This window comes from Halobacillus sp. B23F22_1, from assembly GCF_043497005.1.
GTDB lineage: Bacteria > Bacillota > Bacilli > Bacillales > Halobacillaceae > Halobacillus_A.
On sequence record NZ_JBIEKE010000001.1, the window covers coordinates 296857 to 317446 of the forward strand.

Consider the following 20590-nt stretch of genomic DNA (forward strand, 5'->3'; position numbering starts at 1 on the left):
TGCAATCGCCCCTACAATATAAAGTGTAGCTTTATCAGAAGAAGTTGAGATTTAGTTCAACGATTCCTGCAGGTAGTACATATTAATAAGCGCCATCGTATTAAAGAAGTGATTTTTTACTTATTACAAAGGAGAGAGGGAACGTGACTCAAACAAAAAGAGCACCATTTAATGCGGACCATGTAGGCAGCTTCTTGCGGCCTGAACGGATTAAGGATGCCCGCTATCAAAAAGAACGAGGAAAAATTTCAGCCGTTGAATTAAGGAATATTGAAGATGAAGAGATTAGGAAATTAGTAGAAAAGCAAAAACAAGCCGGACTTATTTCTATAACTGACGGTGATTTGCGTCGTTCATGGTGGCATTTTGACTTTCTCGAAGGTTTAGCCGGAGTGGAAGGGTATGAGCCGGAGGAAGGCATCCAGTTTAGCGGCGTTCAAACGAAAGCTTATTCTGTGCGGGTCGTTGATCGAGTTGATTTTCATAACCATCCCATGATAGAAGATTATAAGTTTCTTCATTCTGTCGTTGGAGATGAGCATGTCCCTAAATTTACGATCCCCAGCCCGAATATGCTTTTCTTTAGAGGAGATATAAACCCTGAAATCTATGCCGATGAAGAAACACTGCTAAGTGATTTAACACAAGCTTATCAAAAAGCAATTAAAGCCTTCTATGATGAAGGCTGCCGATACTTACAGATGGATGATACGTCCTGGGCCGCTTTCTTCTCAGAAGAAGGGTTGAACAAAATCAAAGAGCGGGGTCAGGATCCTGACAGACTACGTGATTTGTTTGTCCAGGCTGTCAATCAATCAATTGCAGAACGACCTGAAGACATGGTTATTACTATGCACATTTGCAGAGGGAATTTTCGTTCTACGTATTCCGCTTCTGGTGGTTATGAGGCCATATCAGAAACGTTGTTTAACGAATTAAAGGTCGATGGACTTTTCTTGGAATTTGATGATGAGCGTTCCGGAGGGCTGGAGCCGCTGCAACACGTGAAGCGCAAAGATTTAAAAATTGTCCTTGGCTTAATTACTTCTAAATTCCCGGAACTCGAAAATAAGGAACGAATAAAGAATCAACTGGAGGAAGCAGCAGGCTATGTTTCTAAAGACCAGCTCTGTTTAAGCCCGCAATGTGGTTTTGCTTCAACAGAGGAAGGAAACAATGTAACGGAAGAAGAGCAGTGGGCGAAAATACGCCACGTAGTGGAGATTGCTGAAGAGGTATGGGGTACACGTTAGTATAGAGCCAGAGGAATTCCTGACGGGGACCTCTGGCTTTTCCCTTGAACTAATAAACATTCGGCAGAAATGGTATGATTATTAAAAGTAGATTTTAATAAAAGGAGGAGCGTTCATGCAACCATTTTTACAGCGGATAAAAGAACATATTCATACAAAGGATGATACGGTATTTCGTGTTTTGATGTATTCGATCAGTAATTATCCTTATGTTCCTGATAATATAACGGCTGAGCTTTTAAAGTACAGCAGGCAGTCTGAAGAAAGGCGGATGGCTGTATTATCGAATATTGAAAAGGTAACCTTTGGTGAAGCTTCAATCGGTGAATGGATAAAATGCCTTAAAAATGCTGATAAAAAAGAGCGTAAGAATTATTTAAATCTTGTACCTAATGTAAAACTGGAAAAACTGTTTGAACATAGAAGCGAGCTTGAACCTTACATTCCTAATAAAGATTGGACGTTTTATGAGAAGGTTCGAAACGCCTCTGAAGAAGAAGAGCTATATATGATCTATGCTGATTTGCTTCAGGATTTATCTGCTCGTTACAGCTCCCGGGTACACAATTTGGCTAAACGGGCAATGGATGAATTAATTAAACGTGAGTGGTTAACCGAGGAAGAAGCAATCGGTGCAGTGGAAGAGGCCATGTCTGCTCCTTACTTAGACTATAATGGTTTATTAAACATCTATGCGCTGCGTTACTTCCCTGATGACCGCTACGTCGCAACGTTAGCCAAGCTGCTTACAGTAGATGAGAATTTGATATTAGATGAAACAGGTAATACGCTCAATTATTTTCAATCCGACGCCGTGGTAGATGAGCTTTACCCTTTATGTAAAGGTGACGACTTCATTTATCCAGTCGAGGTTATTAGTGAAACTAAAACTGATTATGCGTTAACCGTTTTACAAAATTTATATGAAGAATCATCAAGGGACTTAGAGCTTCGTGAGCTTATCGTTGAAGGGATGTGCCTGCAATTCTCTGAAGAAACCCTTCAAGAAGTTGAAGATTTTTTGGAAAGAGGAGCATTCTCAGGAATGGTGGATATGGACGAGACTGCCTATTCTTATTTTAAAGTCATTAACCGTGAACATCCTAATCTAATGTTATGGAAAAGTGAAGCGGAGGAACGAGAAGAACAATTCTTAAACATGACAAGTCAGCCTTCCGATCGCAAGCCTTTTGAAAAGGTAGAAAAAAATAGGGAGAAATGAACCGTGTCCATGCGGAAGTGGAAAGAAGCATAAAAAGTGCTGCGGTGCTTAAGAGGGAGGGCCTTCGATGGAGCAAAAGGTATAGAAAGGCTATTCCTTATTACTTCTGTCTAAGCTTTATCAACAGCTAGAGGAGGATGGGTCATAAGTAATGCTTTGCTACAAACATCGAATAATAAAAACTTAATTATGTAAGAGCAGAACATTAGCGTAGTCAAAATATGCGGACTCCTTTGGGAACAGGACGAGCCGAAAATCCCCCAGGAAAGCGCTCTTTGCCTTTCGAGGAAGCTGGGACCGTGCCCAAGGAAAGCGAAGTATTTTGACGGAGCGATGTCCTTCCTTGGCACAAAAATAATCCGAACTGATTTCAATAAAATCGTTCGGATTATATTATGCTTCCTAAGAACGGTTTAGTTTTTTCTTTAGTAAATGAGCTTCAGATAAAGCGAGCGAATTGTTTTTAATTTCCCCGGGTTTACGCGCTTCCCCTAGTAAATAGCCAGCGAGTGAGCTGCCGAAAAATTGAAGAATGTATTCAAATTGCTGGATAAGAGGAAGCCCCTTCATTTTGGGGTTATCGCCGCCCACTGCGATGACGTACACTTCTTTTTGCTTCAGATCCTCTTTAAAAGATTCATAACCCGGTTCTCTTACTAATTGGGAGATGCGGTCCACAAAGGTTTTCATGAGGCTGGACATACTGTACCAGTAGATTGGAGTGGCAAAAATGATGACGTCGTGAGCCAGCATCTGATCAATAATGAAATGATGATCATCAGCGACCGGCTTGAACCCCTCTTTAGAATGACGTTCATCTATGATTCCGTCAATTTGATGGTTTCTTAAGTAAATATGAACAGCATCCTCATGAACCGCTTGTTTAGCTAAGTATTCAGTGTTTCCATTTTCTCTCGTAGAGCCATGAATAACGATGGTACTCACATTCATTCCCCCTTAAACTTTTTCACGTTCAGCATACACGAACTCATCCATTTTTTACACTTTTTAGATTTAGGAGGCCTCCTAAAGATTTAAGTTATATTACCGATATATAAAGAAATGAGATGAGGTAATGGAGGTAGAAAATGTTCCCGTTATTCGCAATTAAAACGAAACCAAAAGCAGCGGCTCATGTACTAAATCCTGCATCACGAGGCAGAATTCAAATGGATCGAGGGTCTGATTTTCATAAACAGCTTCAAATGATTGAGCTGACTGAGGCTGACTTGTTCGTGTTAAAATCATTGCAGCCGATCATAAAAAAACATATTACTACGATTGTTACCCAGTTCTACAAGAACTTAGAGCATGAAGGAACATTGATGAGAATTATTTCGAATACCAGCTCAGTTGACCGGTTGAAAAAAACACTCACAACACACATTCAAGAAATGTTTAACGGGGTCATTGATAAAGCGTTTATTCATAAAAGAAAAATCATTGCTGAAGTGCACGTAAGAATCGGACTGGAGCCTAAGTGGTATATGTGTTCTTTTCAAGATCTGCTGAACTCGATCCTTGCGATTTATGACCAGGAAATTATAGAAACTAGTGAGTATCGAAAAGCGATACAAGCGACAACGAAAATATTAAACTTTGAGCAGCAAATCGTCCTGGAGCTTTTTGAACAAGAAAATCAACGGATCCGTGAAGAAGAAGCAGTAAAAAAAGCAGATGCTTATCGTCGAATCGATGAAATGTCAGAAGAATTAGCGGCTATTTCTCAGCAAGCAAGTGCATCAACGGAACACCTCACCCAGCAGAGCGATAAAATCCTCGGGGATTCAAAAAAAGGGACGGAGATTGCTCAACATGTAGAGGGTCAATCTACTGAAGGCAAAGAGCAGCTTGAGGTACAACAAGAACAAATGAACCGTATTCAAGAGAGTATTAAACAAATCACAGAAGAAATGGAAAAGTTAAAAGGAACGGCTGAAGAGATAAGTCAGATCGTTACAATCGTTTCTTCCATTGCAGAACAGACCAATTTACTTTCACTAAATGCATCTATTGAAGCAGCAAGAGCCGGGGAGCATGGGGCGGGGTTTACAGTCGTAGCAAATGAAGTGCGAAAGCTTTCTGAACAAACAAAGAGTTCAGTGTCTGAGGTATCTGAATTGATTCAGTCAACGAATGGACAGATTCATAAGGTTTCTAATAACGTCGGCGATATCGATCAGCTCATCGTAAAGGGCACTGAAAATATGGATCAAATAAATAGCTTCTTTACAGAAATTGTTGAGGCAATGGGCCAAAACAAAGCATACAATTCTGGTATTGAACAGGAGATGGAAAGGTTTACTCAAGTTATCCAAGAAATTAATGATGCCGTGACCCAAGTGGCTTCGTCTTCTCAGCAGCTGACCGAGGTTACAGAGCAGGCATAAGCGGGAATTAAGAGAGTGGAAGGACCTTTTACCTTCCGCTCTTTTCTTTAGGCTTAATGATTGAAACCATTCCCCTGACATATACGTATTAAAAGAAAATGGATAGGCGGAGGAGTTAAAATGGACATTCAATCAGTTTTAAAAGTAAGTAATTGCCACATTACGATTAGAGACGCTGCCATTTTAAGTGAAGTGACGTTTGAGGTTAAACAAGGACGGATTACCGCATTAGTAGGACACAATGGTGCCGGCAAGTCTACTTTAATGAAGGCGATCATCGGGTCATTAGAGAAAAGAGAAGGAACGATCATAATTGGCGGAGTTGATCAAGATGAACATTTAACCGAATATAAATACCAGTTCAGCTATATTCCAGAAGAGCCGCTTCTTCTTAATGAGCTAACCGTTTTTCAGCATTTCCAACTGTATCAAAAAAGTTATGATATTCCTGATTCTTTATTTATTGAGCGTATTCAAACATATGCTGAGGCTTTCGAGCTCATGGATAAGCTTGATAACTATCCGGAAGAGTTATCCAAAGGAATGAGACAAAAGGCACAAACCATTTGTGCTCTGTTACCTGATGTTCCCTTATTACTTATTGATGAACCGTTTATGGGGCTTGATGTATATGCGGGTATTTATTTACAACAGCTCTTAAAGCAACGAAGAGATGAAGGAACAAGTATATTGCTCACCACCCATCAATTGGATAAAGTACACGACCTTGCCAATGATTTTGTAATGTTAAAAGAGGGGCGGATTTCTTCTGCAGGGACGATTGAACAGTTTGAACAGCTGGAACGGAGAGGTTCATTATGAATTTCTCGACATGGGAGGTATATAGATGGGTACGAAGCCAGCGCTTTAAGAAGAAGCGAAAGCTTTATCAGCAAGCATTCCAGCTCACGTTTGATTTTACACTGGCTATCTACGTCGTAGTGCTCGTATCTGTGTTTTTGGTTATGCTGGCTGACTGGCTTAACCGTTTTATTCCAATTATTGAGTCCTGGCAGTTAAGTGTGGAAGAATGGGTATGGGTGCTGCCCCTTGCCTTGGTCCTTCGAGCTTGCTTTCAGGCTTTTTTCCACCCTGGACTTGCATTTACTACAAGTGAGATGAACGTAAGTATGCTGCCTCACTCGAGAAGTCATCTAATATGGCATATCGCCATTGTAAGAGGTTTTTTTCATACGCTAGGTGCTTTTCTTTTTGCTTTTGTCATTAGCTGGCTGACACCTTTTACGTTTTCATTTGCATTTTATATAGCTGCCATGTATTCTTTATTTTTTAGTTTAACCATGTTAGTTCAATGGAAGCTTTTTTCCCTCTCCCGCTGGAAAAAACTCGTCACAATTGGAACCATTTTTTTGTTAATAGCAATCTTACGTTTTTTAATCATCCATTCAGGTATAGAGGAAGGATTCATAGGTTTGGTTCTCGGCCTGTCATTGCTCATCATAAATATTTATCTAGTGCCTCGTTGTTTGAAAGGTGTTGATTGGGGACGTGTCATGGACGTTAACGACGCACGAGTATGGAATGTGCAATTAATCAGTCAAATGACACAAGTGCATATTAAACCTCCTAAACGCTACGGGATTTTACAAACCTATCTGAGAACTCGACGTGCAAAGCAGCGCTTTACAAGTATTCACCAACTTTATCATCGTCTTTGGCGTTATTACTTTCACCATCAATTTGGTTATGTGTGGAAGACAATAATCATCTGCGCTGCTATTATTGTGATACTGCCAATTCAGGCGGAATGGGTGATGTATGTCACGCTGCCTATTGCCATGTTTGTGTATATCGAAGTGGCTGCAAGCTTGTTTATCGATCAGTTTCGCGAACACCCGATTTTGAGTATTCTTCCAGTTGAGGAAAAGGGCTGGAGACAGACTTATTATAGGTGGGCTGCCTTCGGATCCAGTGTTCTTATTCTTCTCTTTATTGTTACGATGGTGGCTTTAAATGGACTATATACTGGTTTATTACTTCAATTGGCGGGGCTTGTAGGCTGGGTTTTGCTTGATTTGAACCGCCGTCTCATCGAACAAATGCACGTATTCCAGCGGAAAGGCGTAAAAGCTTCAGAATACTTTCGGTTGATCGGTTATTTATTTTTAGGGATAGGAATTTATTTTCCTCCGGCAGTTTTAGGGGTGCTGATTCCTTTTCTCTTAACAAAGCACATAGAAAAACTCCCTTTTCTTCGCTCGATGCTATAAAGCGCGGGAAGGGAGTTTTCTTCTGCGCTTCTAATCATCTTGTTCAAGGAGTTCCTTTATCACAACAGCATGGTTATGCGTTTCATCCTTTGCTCCATAGAGTAATATGACACGTTTTCCATCCGCCATATTTCTCAATTTGTCCAAAGATGATTTCTTATCAGAATGACCGTTCAACTCTTTTTTATAACGTTTTTTAAATTCCGAGAACTTTTCAGGGTCATGGTTAAACCATTTCCGCAGCTCTGCGCTTGGAGAAATTTCCTTCATCCATTCATCAATTTCAGCTTGTTCTTTCGATATTCCTCTTGGCCAAATTCCGTCTACTAAGATGCGGTGGCCGCCTGGTTTTTTTTCTTCATCATAAATTCTTTTTAAAATGACCGACACAATTTCCTCTTCCTTTCCTTATAGTTTGAGTGAGAGTTTTCTGTTTATGGTTTTATTTTCCGGATTCTATTTTGTTTAAACTGGGTAATAAAATTATGTTACGATAAAAATAGCGAAAAAGTGGTGAAATTTGGTTTATTTGTAGGTCAATAAGGAAAAAAATTACTATTCGATGGTATAAAGGGGTGAATTTGTGAACGAACTTACTTACTTGCTTATATTTGCAGTGATTGTTGTTGTTCTTGGACTTCGGGAAAGAATTACGCTGGATCGTAAATTAAAACAAATTCCTACTAGGGTACTTATAAATGGGATACGTGGTAAATCTACCGTTACACGACTAGTGATGGGTATTTTAAAGGAAAATGGCGATAAAGTAATCGGGAAAACCACAGGGACTTCAGCCAGAATGTTTTATTGGGATTCAGAAGAAGAGGAGCCGATCATTCGTGGTCTACAGGGTCCTAATATTAGTGAGCAGAGAAAAATGGTACATAAAGTGACGGATCGTAAAGCTGAGGCATTCGTTAGTGAATGTATGGCTGTACACCCGGTATATCAAAAGATCTTTCAAGAGAGACTTGTGAAATCCAACATTACAATTATTACAAATGTAATGGAAGATCACCTTGACGTTATGGGACCTACACTTGATGACATTGCTCAGGCTTTTAGCTCAACTATTCCTCGCAATGGATATTTAATTATTCCAGAAACACCGTATCAACGTTTTTTTGAAAAAGCTGCGCGTAAGAAAAATACGAAAGTGATCGTTGCGGATGAAAGTGAAATTGATGAGAATTATTTAAAGAAATTCCCGTTTATGATTTTTCCACAAAACGCCGCATTGGCCTTAGCTGTGGCAGATATTCTGCAAATTGATCGAGAAGTAGCTCTCAAAGGGATGCTCACAGCTCCAGTCGATCCTGGAGCTATGCGTGTGCATACATTTGGAGATGCGAAAAGTCCGAAATACTTCTTTAATGGATTTGCAGCAAATGATGTAACTTCCACTTTAAATATTTGGGAGCGTATAAAAGAACAAGGCTATCCGACAGAAGACGTTACGGTTGTGATGAATTGCAGACATGATCGTGTAGAACGAACTATCGAATTTGCAGAAAAAGTACTGCCTCATATGGATATCGACCGTCTTGTCGTTATCGGGAAAGAAGCTCATCCTATTTTAACTGCTTATGATGAAGGTAACATTAGAACAAAACATATTGTCAATTTGGAAAAGCAGCCGATCGATAAAGCGGTCGATTATGTTGCCGGACTGCCTAAGAATGCGCTCATTTATGGAGTTGGGAATATCCATGGCGGCGGCGAGGAATTTGCAGAAGCCATTGAAAAGAAAGAACATTCTCCAGCACGATTACACGAGGAGAGTAAAAAAGAGTCATCCTTTTCAGTTGATTTACTAGAGAGAAAGTATCAGACGAATAAATAATAGATTAGTGTTGAGCTTAAAAAGGGGTTGGAGAATTAGTGTTTGGTACGGATTTATATATAGCTATAGTTATAGGCGTTTTATTAAGTTTGCTTTATGCAGAAAAAACAGGCATTATGCCGGCGGGTCTTGTGGTCCCCGGCTACCTTGCTTTAATTTTTGATCAAGTCATGTATGTGCTCGTCGTTGGATTAATCAGCTTACTTACTTATCTGCTGGTGACTCAAGTGCTATCCAGGTTTACGGTGTTGTACGGACGCAGAAAATTTGCTGCAATGTTAACGGTTGGCGTTTTAATGAAAATGTCGATGGATTACTTGTATCCGCTCACTCCCTTTCCAGTGATGGAGCTTAGAGGTATTGGAGTTATTGTGCCTGGTTTAATTGCTAACTCGATTCAAAAGCAAGGAGTTATTCCTACATTCAGCTCCACCTTTGTTATTGCGTTTTTCACATTTGTTTTTATTACTGTTTATCATTTGCTGTAGGGGAGTTATTTTTATGAAAGAAACAAAGCTTAAATCATTTATGCAGGTTTGGGTTAAAAAGCACCGGGAGAAAGCTGTTCCTCACTCTATTATCCTGGCTTTACTTTTATCTATTCCTTTTTTTGCTCATAAAAAAATTGACGAGGTGCCCATACCTGAAAATACGAGGCCGGATAACGTAGACTACCGGGTTTCTATGGTAGGGGATATGATGCTGGGGCGGCATGTACAGGAAGCAGCCCAAAGAGAAGGGGAACCCATTGATCGCGTATTTTCCTATGTAACTCCTTATTTTGAGCAATCTGATTATTCGACGGGCAATTTTGAGAATCCAGTCATTGATTCGAACAATCCAGAAGTTGAAAGTCAAATGGAGGATTATGAATTACATAATAAGGATATCCACCTTTATGCGGAAGCAGGAGCAGAAGATGCGCTTATTAATGCCGGATTCGACTCTGTAAACTTAGCCAATAATCATACAATGGATTATGGGGACTTGTCATTAACGGAAACCTTGAATCATATGAGGGACGCAGATATTGATTTAATTGGTATAGGGGATATTCTTGACTCAGGAGAAGCTCAGATTGACACGGGCGATGAAGAGGAAGAGGTCCTGGACGCAGGTTCCATCTCTTATTTCGATATTAACGAAAACTACTCGGCAGCCGTTTTAGGCTTCACCGATGTATTTGTTCAAGGTTATAGTGCAGGAGACTACGTTGGAGGAGTTTTAACGAATGATGGACTAGACGTACTTCAACGGCGTATCAAAGAAGCGAAGGAACAGGCAGATGTGGTTATTGTTCATGCTCACTGGGGAGACGAGTATCAGGTAGGGTCAAACCAGGAGCAGGAGAATCTCGCGTGGCTGCTTACAGATATTGGGGCAGATATTATTATTGGTCACCATTCTCACGTATTAGAGCCTGTCACAGTGGTAGAAACGAACAAAAATACTTCCTTAGTGATGAACAGTTTAGGGAATTTTGTATTTGATCAAGGATGGTCTCGCACGAAAGAATCCACGCTGGCTCAGCTGGACTTTTTAGAAGACGGTTCTGCTGATTTATCGTTCATCCCTATGCAGATCACAGATACAAAGCCTCGAGAAACAAAGGGGATCCTGAAGCCGTATCGGGATTATCGAATTTTCCGCACACTAAGAAAGGAATTAGATAAAGATTTATGGAGAGTTGAAGATAGTCGTCTTATCATTGATATGGAAAAAGCAGGCGTGCTGGATTACGGAGGGTCTGAATCATGAATTATTTAAGGATCACCAATATCCTCGCTGTAATCGTATTTATAGGTTTAGTCGGGTGGAATTACTACTTCGAAGATGAGTTTGATGCTTTTCGAGAGCCTTATCGAGAAGAAGAACCTTCTGAAACAGTTGAGATTAGTGCGGATGATGAAGAGTCATTTGTTTATGGCGTCAGTGCCCTTCACCCTTTAGCTGTAGAAGCAGGTATGGAAGTTCTCAATGAAGGTGGTAATGCTGTTGAAGCCGCCATAGCAGTATCCTTCACATTAGGGGTAGTGGAACCTTATGGGTCTGGAATAGGCGGAGGCGGTCAAATGGTCGTTCAAGAACCTGATCAGGAAGCAATGACCTATGATTATAGAGAAGCGGCCCCTGAGAGCGGAGGATGGCCGGAAAGAGGAGTAGCCATCCCTGGGTTTGTAAAAGGAATGGAAGCCTTGTATGAAGATTACGGAGAAAATAAAGAATGGGCAGATTTACTAGCTCGATCAATTGAATATGGGGAGGAAGGTTTTGAAGTCGGCCGAATATTTAATGAACAAATTCAAAGTTCAAACCGCTATCTGATGCTCCCTGACGATGTGAGGAATAATTACTACCCTGAAGGCCAGCCGGTCGCAATGAATGAAAACCTTGTTCAAACAGAATTAGCCGAAACGTTAAAAGTTATTCGAGATCATGGTGCTGATGGTTTTTATGAAGGTGAGTTAGGTCAACAGTTATCAGCAGAACTCGAACTTCCACAAGAAGACTTGGCTGCCTATGAAGTGGCAAGGAGAGAAGCAGCGGCAGGCACCTTTAAAGATCAAACCGTCTATGCAGGATCATCTCCGACCTCAGGCGTTATTGTGATTCAAGCTTTACAAATGATGGAGAGATTAGAGGAAAACTTTGACGAAGTGATTCGCGAAGAATTTGAAAATGAAAACGGGGAACTGCCAGCATTCTTAGCCGATGGTCTCCCGGAGGACATGGAAGCGGTCATTAATGATGAAGAGTGGCAAGCTGTATATATACATCTTGTAAATAAAATAACTGATCGAGTGTATAGTGAGAGAGTGAGCACATTAGGAGACCCTCAATTTGATAATATTGATCAAGACGAGCTGACCTCAAAAGAGTACACGGACGATTTATTTGACCAGGAATTCTCCGAAGAGGGAAGCGGGCTTACTAGTTCAGCCGAACTTTTTAACAGTCCTGGAGAGCTGAATGATTCAAGAAATACCACTCATTTTGTAGTAAGAGATAAAGATGGAATGATGGTGTCGACTACAAATTCCCTCGGTGAATTCTTTGGGTCGGGCCGTTATACGAATGGATTCTTCTTAAATAATCAGCTTAATAACTTCAGTACGGTTGAAGGTGCTATCAACGAGTATGAACCAGGTAAACGACCTCGTTCATTCGTTTCTCCAATGATCTTTGCGGAAGACGGAGAGCCTGTCTTAGGCTTAGGATCTCCCGGTGGTTCAAGGATTCCAGCGATGCTGATTCAAACGTTCCTGCAATATGAATATGGAAGGAAAGACAGCGGTGAGTCTTTAAACCTGCAAGAAGCAATCATGAGGCCTCGATTCTATACAGAGGATAATGTTGTTCATTTAGAAAGAATGGTAGAAGACACGGCATTAGATGCCTTACGCAGCGACATGAATTACTCCGTCATTACCCATGATTCGCCGTTGTATTACGGGGGCATTCAAGGGTTAGGTATTCGTAAAGATGAAGAAGTATTAGAAATGTTCGGTGGTGGTGATTCGCGTCGTCTCGGCACGTGGCAAATTGCTGACCAAGAAGGTCTCGTAGAAGACCAAACAGATGATTAATAACTAGGACGGGTCAAAACTGAATAAAGCACAAAATAATCCGAACTGGTTGTATAGGAACCAGTTCGGATTATTTATGGTAATGAGAATGCACAGTCACTCCGACATAATACTGCGCTTTCCGGCGGGTTCTTCGGCTCGTGCTCTTCCCGCAGGAGGCTTCGCATTTTGACTACGCTAACCATCTGCGTTTATACACATGTTTGTTTTTTGACTAATGCCCCTGCCTCCTTCAAGCTGTTGACAAAGCTAGACAGAGGCATAATGGGGTACGAACAACTGGAGGCAAGAAAAAAGCTTGCGGAAAAACAGTTGAGTCCTGCTGCTTCAGCAGGTTTTTTTTAAGTTAAGTGAAATAAAATTTCTATATTTAAAACATAACATTGACAAAATAATTCAAAAAGAATATGATGAAGTCAATCATTAATTTGTCACAATTTTAAAAAAACAAAAAATACAGCGCTTACATAACCGATTTTACATACTCTTCTTTCATCCTGCCCTTCTTCAACTAGAAACCATCCAAGAAGTATTTTTTTCTCCCTTTTCCAGGGATACAAGATCATATAGGTAAGGAGACGATCACATTCATGGAGCTCTCAAGTTTAACTACTGAAAAGAGAAATGAAAACAGCATGACCTTGGATCAAATGTCAATCATGGAAGCATTACATACGATTAACAACGAAGACAAAAAAGTAGCAGAAGCCGTAGCAGCTGTTCTTCCTAAAGTGAAAACTTCGATAGAAAAAATTTACGATTCAATGGTTAAGGGCGGCAGAATTTTTTACGTTGGTGCCGGCACGAGCGGTCGATTGGGTGTCCTGGATGCTTCTGAATGTCCGCCAACCTTCATGACTTCATCAGAAAAGGTGCAAGCCGTTATGGCGGGCGGTAATGGAGCGTTCTTTAACGCAGCCGAGGGTTGCGAAGACGACGAAAATCAAGGCGCTGAAGACATTGAAGCTAAGAAGTTAACAGAACATGACGTAGTAGTAGGAATTACAGCCAGCGGCCGTACTCCTTACCCGATTGGAGCACTAAAATATGCGCGAAGGATTGGGGCTTATACGGTCTCGCTTTCATGCAATGAGCAATCAGAAATCAGTCAACATGCGGACTGCGCCATTGAGGTTGTTGTAGGCCCGGAAGTTTTGACAGGTTCAACAAGAATGAAGGCAGCTACAGCTCACAAAATGATACTTAATATGATTAGTACCACTACCATGATTCAGCTGGGGAAAGTACACGAAAACTTAATGGTGGACGTACATGCCAGCAATTACAAACTAATGGAACGAGCTAAAAAGACCATTATGGAGATTACAAAAGTCTCCTATGAAGAAGCGGAAAGTGTCCTAAAGAAGACAAACCACGAAGTTAAGCCTGCAGTAGTCATGATAGAAACAGGTGCTGATTACCAGCAATCAATAGAAGCGATTCATAGAAATAAAGGGTATGTAAGGAAAGCCATATCTTATATTTTGAAGCAAAAGACGTAAGTTTGGAAACAACATTAATAGTTTTTAAACTATTAATGCGTTTCATATACTTAACAAATTCAAAGGGGGAAGTAATTTGAAGAAGCTATTAAAAGGTCCTGGTTCATTACTTTCAGTGGGTCTGCTTACACTCGCTTTAGCTGCAGGGTGTTCATCTGACGACGATTCTGCGACAGATGAGGCTGGCGGGGAAAGCTCCGGTGATGGAGAAGTTTCAGGAGAGCTAGAACTTCAATACTTTGTTGGCGGATACGGGGATTCTTGGTGGAAAGAAGTAATTGCTGATTTTCAGGAAGAGTATCCTGATGTCTCAGTTGTTGAACATGCGGGACCAAATATAAACGATGAAATGAGATCCCGTTGGGTGTCTGGTGATCCACCTGATGTTGTTTACATTGATGGTGCGGGTTCAAGTGAAACCCAAATGGTAGAAGACGGGCAGCTAATGGATTTATCCGATTGGGTGGAGGACGTTGAAGTGGATGGCGAGCCGCTTATGGACAGCTTCATTGTAGAGCCGGCTACTTATGATGGTGATATTTATTCCCTGCCTCTTGTTTTTGACACGTGGGGCACGTGGTATAACGAAGCTATGTTTGAAGATAAAGGTTATGAAGTACCAGCTGACTTTGACGGCTTCATGGATACGATGGGTGAAATTCAAGAAGGTGAAGATATTTCTCCGTTTGTGACAACAGGACAGCATCCATACTACTTCTTGCGTGGAATGCTTTATCCAGCGTTTGGTGCCGCAGGTGGGGATGAGCTGCTAAATGATGTCATCACTGGTGCTGAAGGGGCCTGGACGAGCGAACCTGTAGTAGAAGTTATGGAAAAAGTTCAGGAAATGCAGGAAGCCGGCTATATTGACGATGGTTTTGGCGCTTTAAACCACACCCAGTCTCAAATGGACTTTTTATTAGGTGATAATGCCTTTATTCCTGTAGGGTTCTGGCTGCCTAATGAAATGGCTAACGATGTTCCAGATGATTTTGACTTTGGGTTTGTTCCATCTCCAATGCAGAATTCCGGCGAGCCATACTCTATTGTTCCTGATCTGCGTCCGCTGGCTATTGCTGAAGAAGCGGAAAACCCTGAAGCTGCACAAGCCTTTGTGGAGTTTGTATTCAAGAAAGAATATGCTCGTTCTTTCTCTGAGCATACAGGGGCAATTATGAACCTAAACGGAGTAGACCTTTCTGAGAGCGAAGATGTACCAGATTATTTAATTGAAGCGAATGAAATGATTAATGACGAAGAGCAAGTACAAATTAACAACAAACCACACCCAATGAGTTCTGAATTAGAAGAGCCTATTGGTAACTCACTTGTTTCGCTGATGCTTGGCAATATTACAGCAGAAGAGTTCACGGAGGAAGCAGAGGAAGCTGCGGCCGAATATCGTGAGAGCAATGAATAGATAACATGATGGCGGTATGGGGTATGAGGCTGTGATTCCTTATATCCCATACCCTTATTTTCTTATAGAAAGAGTGATTGGGTGGTACAGTCTAAAAAACAAAAGTATATGTTTTTAGCGTTTTGTCTTGTTCCAACTTTTATTATGTTTTCTATATTTACCCTTTATCCGCTTTTCAGCGGCTTATATTATTCTTTTTTTGAGTGGTCAGGATCTTCTCAGGATAAAACATTTATTGGCTTTGAAAACTACATAAAACTTTTTAACGACTCTATTATTCCTCGTACGATTTACCATGACTATTTTCTGGTAGGAACAAAAATAGTAGGAATAATGGTGCTTGCCTTATTCTTTGCTGTTGCTCTTACTCAGTTAAAAATTAAGGAAGCCCCTTTCTATCGCATCGTATTTTTCTTTCCTAATATTATGTCTGTCGTTGTAATTGGGATACTATGGGCGTTTATTTACAACCCGAGTATGGGTTTGGTCAACTCAGGTTTAGAAGCGATTGGTCTGGAAAGCTGGACGAGAGCGTGGCTGGGGAATGAAGACTGGGCATTAGCGAGTCTTGTTTTACCTTCTGTATGGGCTGGAATTGGATTGTTTATGCTCATGCTTATGGGGGGGATTGCTAATGTTTCTAAAAGTTATTATGAAGCAGCTGAAATTGATGGGGCTAATGAATGGCAGCAATTTTGGAAAGTAACATTGCCTCTCGTTTGGCCGCAAATCAAGATTTCAATCCTGTACATTGTAATCACAACGTTAAATGGTTCTTTTATCATCGTTCAAGTAATGACAGGAGGGGGACCAAACAACTCGACGCATGTCATGGGCTCTTATTTGTATCAGCAAGCGTTCAAACAATTTAATTTTGGTTATGGCGCGACCATTGGTGTTATGATTTTGGTCATTTCTTTAATTACCGTTTTGATTTTACAATTTCTTATGCGTCGAGAGAGAGTGGAATATTAAACTGGACTCAGTCAGGGGGGAAGAAATGTGCGACAGAAAAAGAGTGTTGGTCAGTTATTAGGAAGAGCAGGTATAAGAATTCCTCTCATTTTATGGTCTATTGCTGTTCTGTACCCTATCCTATGGATGTTTATCGGGGCATTTAAATCGAATGGCGAAATTTATGCAAACCCGTGGGGAATGCCTGATCAATTTAATATGGATAACTTTGTAAGTGCTTGGAGAGATTTTAATATTGATACGAGTGTTTTCAACAGTTTAATTGTAACAGTGTTGGGAGCTGTTCTTACGTTAGTAATGGCTATACCGACGGCTTATGCTATTGAACGGTTACGGTTCAGAGGGAGTCATATCCTATTTACGGTATACATTTCAGCTATGATGATCCCGATGGTGCTGGGATGGATCCCTTTGTTTTTCCTCCTGCAGCGCTTCAATTTGCTTGATAATATTTATGGACTGGCTATTGTATACGCCGTTAGTCAGCTTCCTTTCACCATATTTGTTTTAACGAGCTTTATGAGTACTATTCCTAAATCTCTCGAAGAATCTGCTTCTATGGATGGTTTATCGCCTTATGGAGTACTTTGGAAAATCATTACTCCTTTATCCATGTCGGGAATTATTACGGTCACCATTATGAATGCCATCCAATTTTGGAATGAATATTTTATGGCTTTGATTTTCCTCCAATCCGAAGGAAATTATACTCTCGCACTTGCCATAGATTATATTAGTAATGAAGCTCAGTATACCAATGCGTGGGGGACGCTTTTTGCCAGCCTTGCGATCGCGATTGTTCCGGTCATAATTCTCTACGCGATCTTCCAGCAGCGAATAGCTAAAGGAATGACAGAAGGTGCCATAAAAGGATAAGCAGTTAAATACCACCTTTAACAAAAAGCGCGAAACACGCGCTTTCTTTTTTTGTCATAATTTGTCTGATTACGATTTAGAAAGCGTTGTCATACATGGTTCGACAAAATAACTCATAATTTTCAGAACTTTTTGCAAGAAATTAATTGTAATCGGTTCCGTAACATTTTATGCTTAATAATAAGCACAGACATAAGGAGGTGATGGCGTGTTAAACGAAACAATTGTTGAACACGATCTCTATTTATTTCATCAAGGAAATTTGCGTTATAGCTATCAGCTCCTCGGCGCCCATCCCCACGAAGAAAACGGTGAGGAAGGCTATCGATTCGCCGTTTGGGCACCGAATGCTAGGCAAGTAAGCGTTGTAGGCGATTTTAACAATTGGGATGGCACCAGCCATCGGTTAAAAAAGCTAAATGAAAATGGCATCTGGTACGGATTTATACCAGAGATTACAGAAGGAACGGTTTATAAGTACGAAATCTTAACACCACATGGGCATTTGAGGCTAAAAGCCGATCCCTATGGCTTTTCTAGTGAGCTGCGCCCAAATACGGCCTCAGTGACTTATCCTCTCAATCAATATTCATGGAATGACGAACAGTGGATGGACAGGCGTAAGAATATAAATATCTATGAATCTCCAATCTCCATTTACGAACTGCATTTAGGTTCGTGGAAAAATATTGAAACAGAAGTTTATTATAATTATCGGGAATATGCAGATATGGTCATTCCTTATGTTAAGGATCTGGGTTACTCACATATCGAGCTTCTGCCCATAACAGAACATCCTTTTGATCGTTCTTGGGGATATCAGACCACAGGCTACTTTGCTGCAACTTCCCGTTACGGTACGCCGGATGACTTTCGTTACTTTGTAGATCAATGCCATCAAAATGGTATAGGAGTCATACTCGATTGGGTTCCGGCTCATTTTTGTAAAGACGAGCACGGCTTACGAAGGTTTGATGGTGAAGCTTTATATGAGTATCAAGATCCTATAAAGGCAGAAAAGCCTCAATGGGGGACTCTGACTTTTGATTTTGGAAGAAATGAAGTCCAAAGTTTTTTAATATCAAATGCTATTTATTGGCTGAAAGAATTCCACCTGGACGGTCTAAGAGTAGATGCCGTGGCTAGTATGCTTTATTTAGACTTCGGCAAAGAAGACGGTCAATGGGAATTAAATGAATACGGTGGAAGAGAAAACTTAGAAGCCGTTGCTTTTATTAAAAAATTGAATGAAGCCATTTTTGAAGAAGTTCCTGACACCCTTATGATGGCGGAGGAATCGACTTCATGGCCTCAAGTAAGTTCCCCGACTTATTTAGGAGGACTTGGCTTTAACTATAAATGGAATATGGGCTGGATGAATGACATGCTGAAGTACATCGAAATGGATCCAATTCATCGAAAGCACCATCATCATCTCATTACGTTTTCCTTTTTCTACGCTTTTTCTGAAAACTTTATTCTACCAATCTCTCATGATGAAGTTGTTCATGGGAAGAAATCTCTTTTAAACAAAATGCCGGGCGACTATTGGCAGAAATTTGCGAACTTACGAGCTTTTATAGCATACATGTATGCTCATCCCGGTAAAAAACTGCTCATCATGGGGACAGAGTTTGGACAATTCGATGAATGGAAAGATCTCGAAGATCTAGACTGGGAGCTGCTGGATTATGAATCGCATGCTTCCACATTAAAGTATGTCAAACAGCTCCACCAATTGTACAACGACATGCCGGCTTTATGGGAGCTGGATCATGACGAACAAGGGTTTTTCTGGATCGACCCTAACAATTACGAACAAAGCATTGTCTCCTTTGGGAGAAACAGCCGGAAAGATGGGGATCAGTTAATTGTTGTTTGTAATTTCACTCCAGAGGTTTATCACGGCTATAAGGTGGGCGTCCCTAAAACTGGACATTATAAAGAGATCTTTAATAGCGATGCAGCCCACTTTGGGGGTTCAGGTCAGACAAATGGATTGGCTTTAGAAACGGTAAATGAACCGTGGCAAGGTCAAGACCAGCATGTAGCTATGACAATCCCGCCTCTTGCCGTCAGCTTTTTAAAAAGAACTTGTTCACCAAAGGAGGAAAATGAATGAAAGGTAAAGAATGCGTAGCCATGCTCCTAGCAGGGGGGCAAGGTACAAGACTAAAATCATTAACGAAGAAAATTGCTAAACCTGCCGTATATTTTGGCGGCAAGTATCGAATTATCGACTTTCCTCTCAGTAATTGTTCGAACTCTGGGATCGATACCGTGGGCGTCCTCACTCAATACGAACCACTAATATTGAATAATTATATAGGTATTGGGTCTGCATGGGATCTTGATCGCAGTTATGGCGGCGTTTCTGTACTGCCTCCATTCATGCAGTCTGAAGGCGGCGGCTGGTACACAGGAACAGCCAACGCTATTTATCGAAACATAGAATTCTTAGATCGTTATGAACCTGAACACGTGTTGATTTTGTCAGGGGATCACATTTATAAAATGGACTATGGGGCCATGCTTGATGAGCATATCGAGCAGGATTCTGATTCTACGATTTCCGTTATTCCTGTTTCATGGGATGAAGCCAGCCGCTTTGGAATTATGAATACAGACGATAATGGAAGAATTATAGAGTTTGATGAGAAGCCTGAGTTTCCACTTAGTAACCTGGCCTCAATGGGGGTATATATCTTTAAATGGGAAGTATTAAAGAGATATTTACTTGAAGACGAACAGAAAGAAAGCTCTTCTCATGATTTCGGGAAAGATATTATACCGACAATGCTTCAGGATGGAAAACACCTTCACGCCTATAAATTTGAAGGGTATTGGAAGGATGTCGGCACAGTCGACAGCTTGTGGGAAGCAAACATGGATCTTCTAAAAGAGGAGCCTGAGTTAAATTTAAGTGATCATGTGTGGCGTATTTACTCGAAAAACCCTAATCAACCTGCCCAATACATTGCGCCGTGCGCTACCGTCCGTAATGCACTGATTAATGAAGGCTGCCGCATTTATGGCACGGTTGATACGTCCGTTATTTTCTACGGTGTGCACGTCGAAGACAGTGCGGTCATAAAAGATTCAGTAATAATGCCAAACGTTAAAATAGGGAAAAATGTAAAAATTCATCGCGCCATTATCTCAGAGGGCAGCGTTATTGAGGATAATGCTGTGATCGGAGACGCTAGCCCGGATAGTCAAATTACGTTAGTGGCTGAAGAAGGCAGTGTAATGGCGTCAAGTTATGCCACAATTATTAAGTAAGGGGTGATG

18 protein-coding genes are annotated in these 20590 nt (G+C 40.9%); 16 read left to right on the forward strand and 2 right to left on the reverse strand.

Annotated elements, in window-relative coordinates; genetic code table 11:
• The first annotated feature begins 122 nt into the window (after window positions 1–122).
• The 3 genes from ACGTNH_RS01550 (at window position 123) to ACGTNH_RS01560 (ending at window position 2527) form a co-directional block, all read left to right on the forward strand.
• Window positions 123–1253: a 5-methyltetrahydropteroyltriglutamate--homocysteine S-methyltransferase gene (locus tag ACGTNH_RS01550; RefSeq protein ID WP_394586103.1), complete on the forward strand. Its 1131-nt coding sequence runs from the start codon at window positions 123–125 to the stop codon at window positions 1251–1253.
• Between the two features lie 115 nt (window positions 1254–1368).
• Window positions 1369–2475 (forward strand): hypothetical protein, encoded by a 1107-nt coding sequence (locus ACGTNH_RS01555; protein ID WP_394584544.1) that lies wholly within the window; start codon window positions 1369–1371, stop codon window positions 2473–2475.
• Window positions 2462–2527, forward strand: a complete 66-nt coding sequence (locus tag ACGTNH_RS01560) for an SEC-C metal-binding domain-containing protein (RefSeq protein ID WP_394586104.1) — start codon at window positions 2462–2464, stop codon at window positions 2525–2527. Before ACGTNH_RS01555 ends, ACGTNH_RS01560 begins: the two co-directional genes overlap by 14 nt.
• 350 nt (window positions 2528–2877) lie before the next feature.
• Here ACGTNH_RS01560 and ACGTNH_RS01565 read toward each other — a convergent pair whose 3' ends face one another.
• Window positions 2878–3420 carry a flavodoxin family protein gene (locus ACGTNH_RS01565; RefSeq protein WP_394584546.1) on the reverse strand — a complete coding sequence of 181 codons (543 nt, stop codon included), beginning with the start codon at window positions 3418–3420 and terminating at the stop codon, window positions 2878–2880.
• Between the two features lie 143 nt (window positions 3421–3563).
• Between ACGTNH_RS01565 and ACGTNH_RS01570 the strand changes: the two genes are divergently transcribed.
• The 3 genes from ACGTNH_RS01570 (at window position 3564) to ACGTNH_RS01580 (ending at window position 7096) form a co-directional block, all read left to right on the forward strand.
• Window positions 3564–4865: a globin-coupled sensor protein gene (locus ACGTNH_RS01570; protein ID WP_394584548.1), complete on the forward strand. Its 1302-nt coding sequence runs from the start codon at window positions 3564–3566 to the stop codon at window positions 4863–4865.
• 120 nt (window positions 4866–4985) lie between these two features.
• Window positions 4986–5687: an ABC transporter ATP-binding protein gene (locus tag ACGTNH_RS01575; RefSeq protein WP_394584550.1), complete on the forward strand. Its 702-nt coding sequence runs from the start codon at window positions 4986–4988 to the stop codon at window positions 5685–5687.
• On the forward strand, window positions 5684–7096 hold the full coding sequence (locus tag ACGTNH_RS01580) for a hypothetical protein (RefSeq protein ID WP_394584552.1): 1413 nt from the start codon (window positions 5684–5686) through the stop codon (window positions 7094–7096). Before ACGTNH_RS01575 ends, ACGTNH_RS01580 begins: the two co-directional genes overlap by 4 nt.
• 30 nt (window positions 7097–7126) lie before the next feature.
• Here ACGTNH_RS01580 and ACGTNH_RS01585 read toward each other — a convergent pair whose 3' ends face one another.
• On the reverse strand, window positions 7127–7486 hold the full coding sequence (locus tag ACGTNH_RS01585) for a DUF488 domain-containing protein (protein WP_394584555.1): 360 nt from the start codon (window positions 7484–7486) through the stop codon (window positions 7127–7129).
• Between the two features lie 193 nt (window positions 7487–7679).
• On the opposite strand from ACGTNH_RS01585, the gene pgsB reads away from it, so the two are divergent.
• From pgsB to ACGTNH_RS01635, 10 genes are all read left to right on the forward strand, one after another.
• Window positions 7680–8939, forward strand: a complete 1260-nt coding sequence (gene pgsB, locus ACGTNH_RS01590) for a poly-gamma-glutamate synthase PgsB (protein WP_394584558.1) — start codon at window positions 7680–7682, stop codon at window positions 8937–8939.
• 38 nt (window positions 8940–8977) lie between these two features.
• Complete coding sequence (gene pgsC, locus ACGTNH_RS01595) at window positions 8978–9427, forward strand: poly-gamma-glutamate biosynthesis protein PgsC (RefSeq protein ID WP_101842105.1); 450 nt, start codon at window positions 8978–8980, stop codon at window positions 9425–9427.
• Between the two features lie 13 nt (window positions 9428–9440).
• The gene (locus ACGTNH_RS01600; RefSeq protein WP_394584561.1) at window positions 9441–10697 is read left to right on the forward strand and encodes a CapA family protein; all 1257 of its coding nucleotides are present in this window, start codon (window positions 9441–9443) and stop codon (window positions 10695–10697) included.
• Window positions 10694–12526, forward strand: a complete 1833-nt coding sequence (locus tag ACGTNH_RS01605; protein WP_394584563.1) for a gamma-glutamyltransferase family protein — start codon at window positions 10694–10696, stop codon at window positions 12524–12526. Before ACGTNH_RS01600 ends, ACGTNH_RS01605 begins: the two co-directional genes overlap by 4 nt.
• Window positions 12527–13116: 590 nt before the next feature.
• Window positions 13117–14028: an N-acetylmuramic acid 6-phosphate etherase gene (murQ, locus tag ACGTNH_RS01610; protein ID WP_394584565.1), complete on the forward strand. Its 912-nt coding sequence runs from the start codon at window positions 13117–13119 to the stop codon at window positions 14026–14028.
• A gap of 76 nt (window positions 14029–14104) precedes the next feature.
• Window positions 14105–15448 carry an ABC transporter substrate-binding protein gene (locus tag ACGTNH_RS01615; RefSeq protein WP_394584567.1) on the forward strand — a complete coding sequence of 448 codons (1344 nt, stop codon included), beginning with the start codon at window positions 14105–14107 and terminating at the stop codon, window positions 15446–15448.
• Window positions 15449–15529: 81 nt separating this feature from the next.
• Entirely contained in the window at window positions 15530–16423 is an 894-nt protein-coding gene (locus ACGTNH_RS01620) for a carbohydrate ABC transporter permease (protein ID WP_394584569.1), read from the forward strand.
• A gap of 27 nt (window positions 16424–16450) precedes the next feature.
• A complete protein-coding gene (locus ACGTNH_RS01625) occupies window positions 16451–17299 on the forward strand; it encodes a carbohydrate ABC transporter permease (RefSeq protein ID WP_394584570.1) in 849 nt (282 codons plus the stop codon).
• Between the two features lie 208 nt (window positions 17300–17507).
• Window positions 17508–19421, forward strand: a complete 1914-nt coding sequence (gene glgB, locus ACGTNH_RS01630) for a 1,4-alpha-glucan branching protein GlgB (RefSeq protein ID WP_394584571.1) — start codon at window positions 17508–17510, stop codon at window positions 19419–19421.
• A complete protein-coding gene (locus ACGTNH_RS01635) occupies window positions 19418–20581 on the forward strand; it encodes a glucose-1-phosphate adenylyltransferase (protein ID WP_394584572.1) in 1164 nt (387 codons plus the stop codon). Before glgB ends, ACGTNH_RS01635 begins: the two co-directional genes overlap by 4 nt.
• The last annotated feature ends 9 nt before the right edge of the window (window positions 20582–20590 follow it).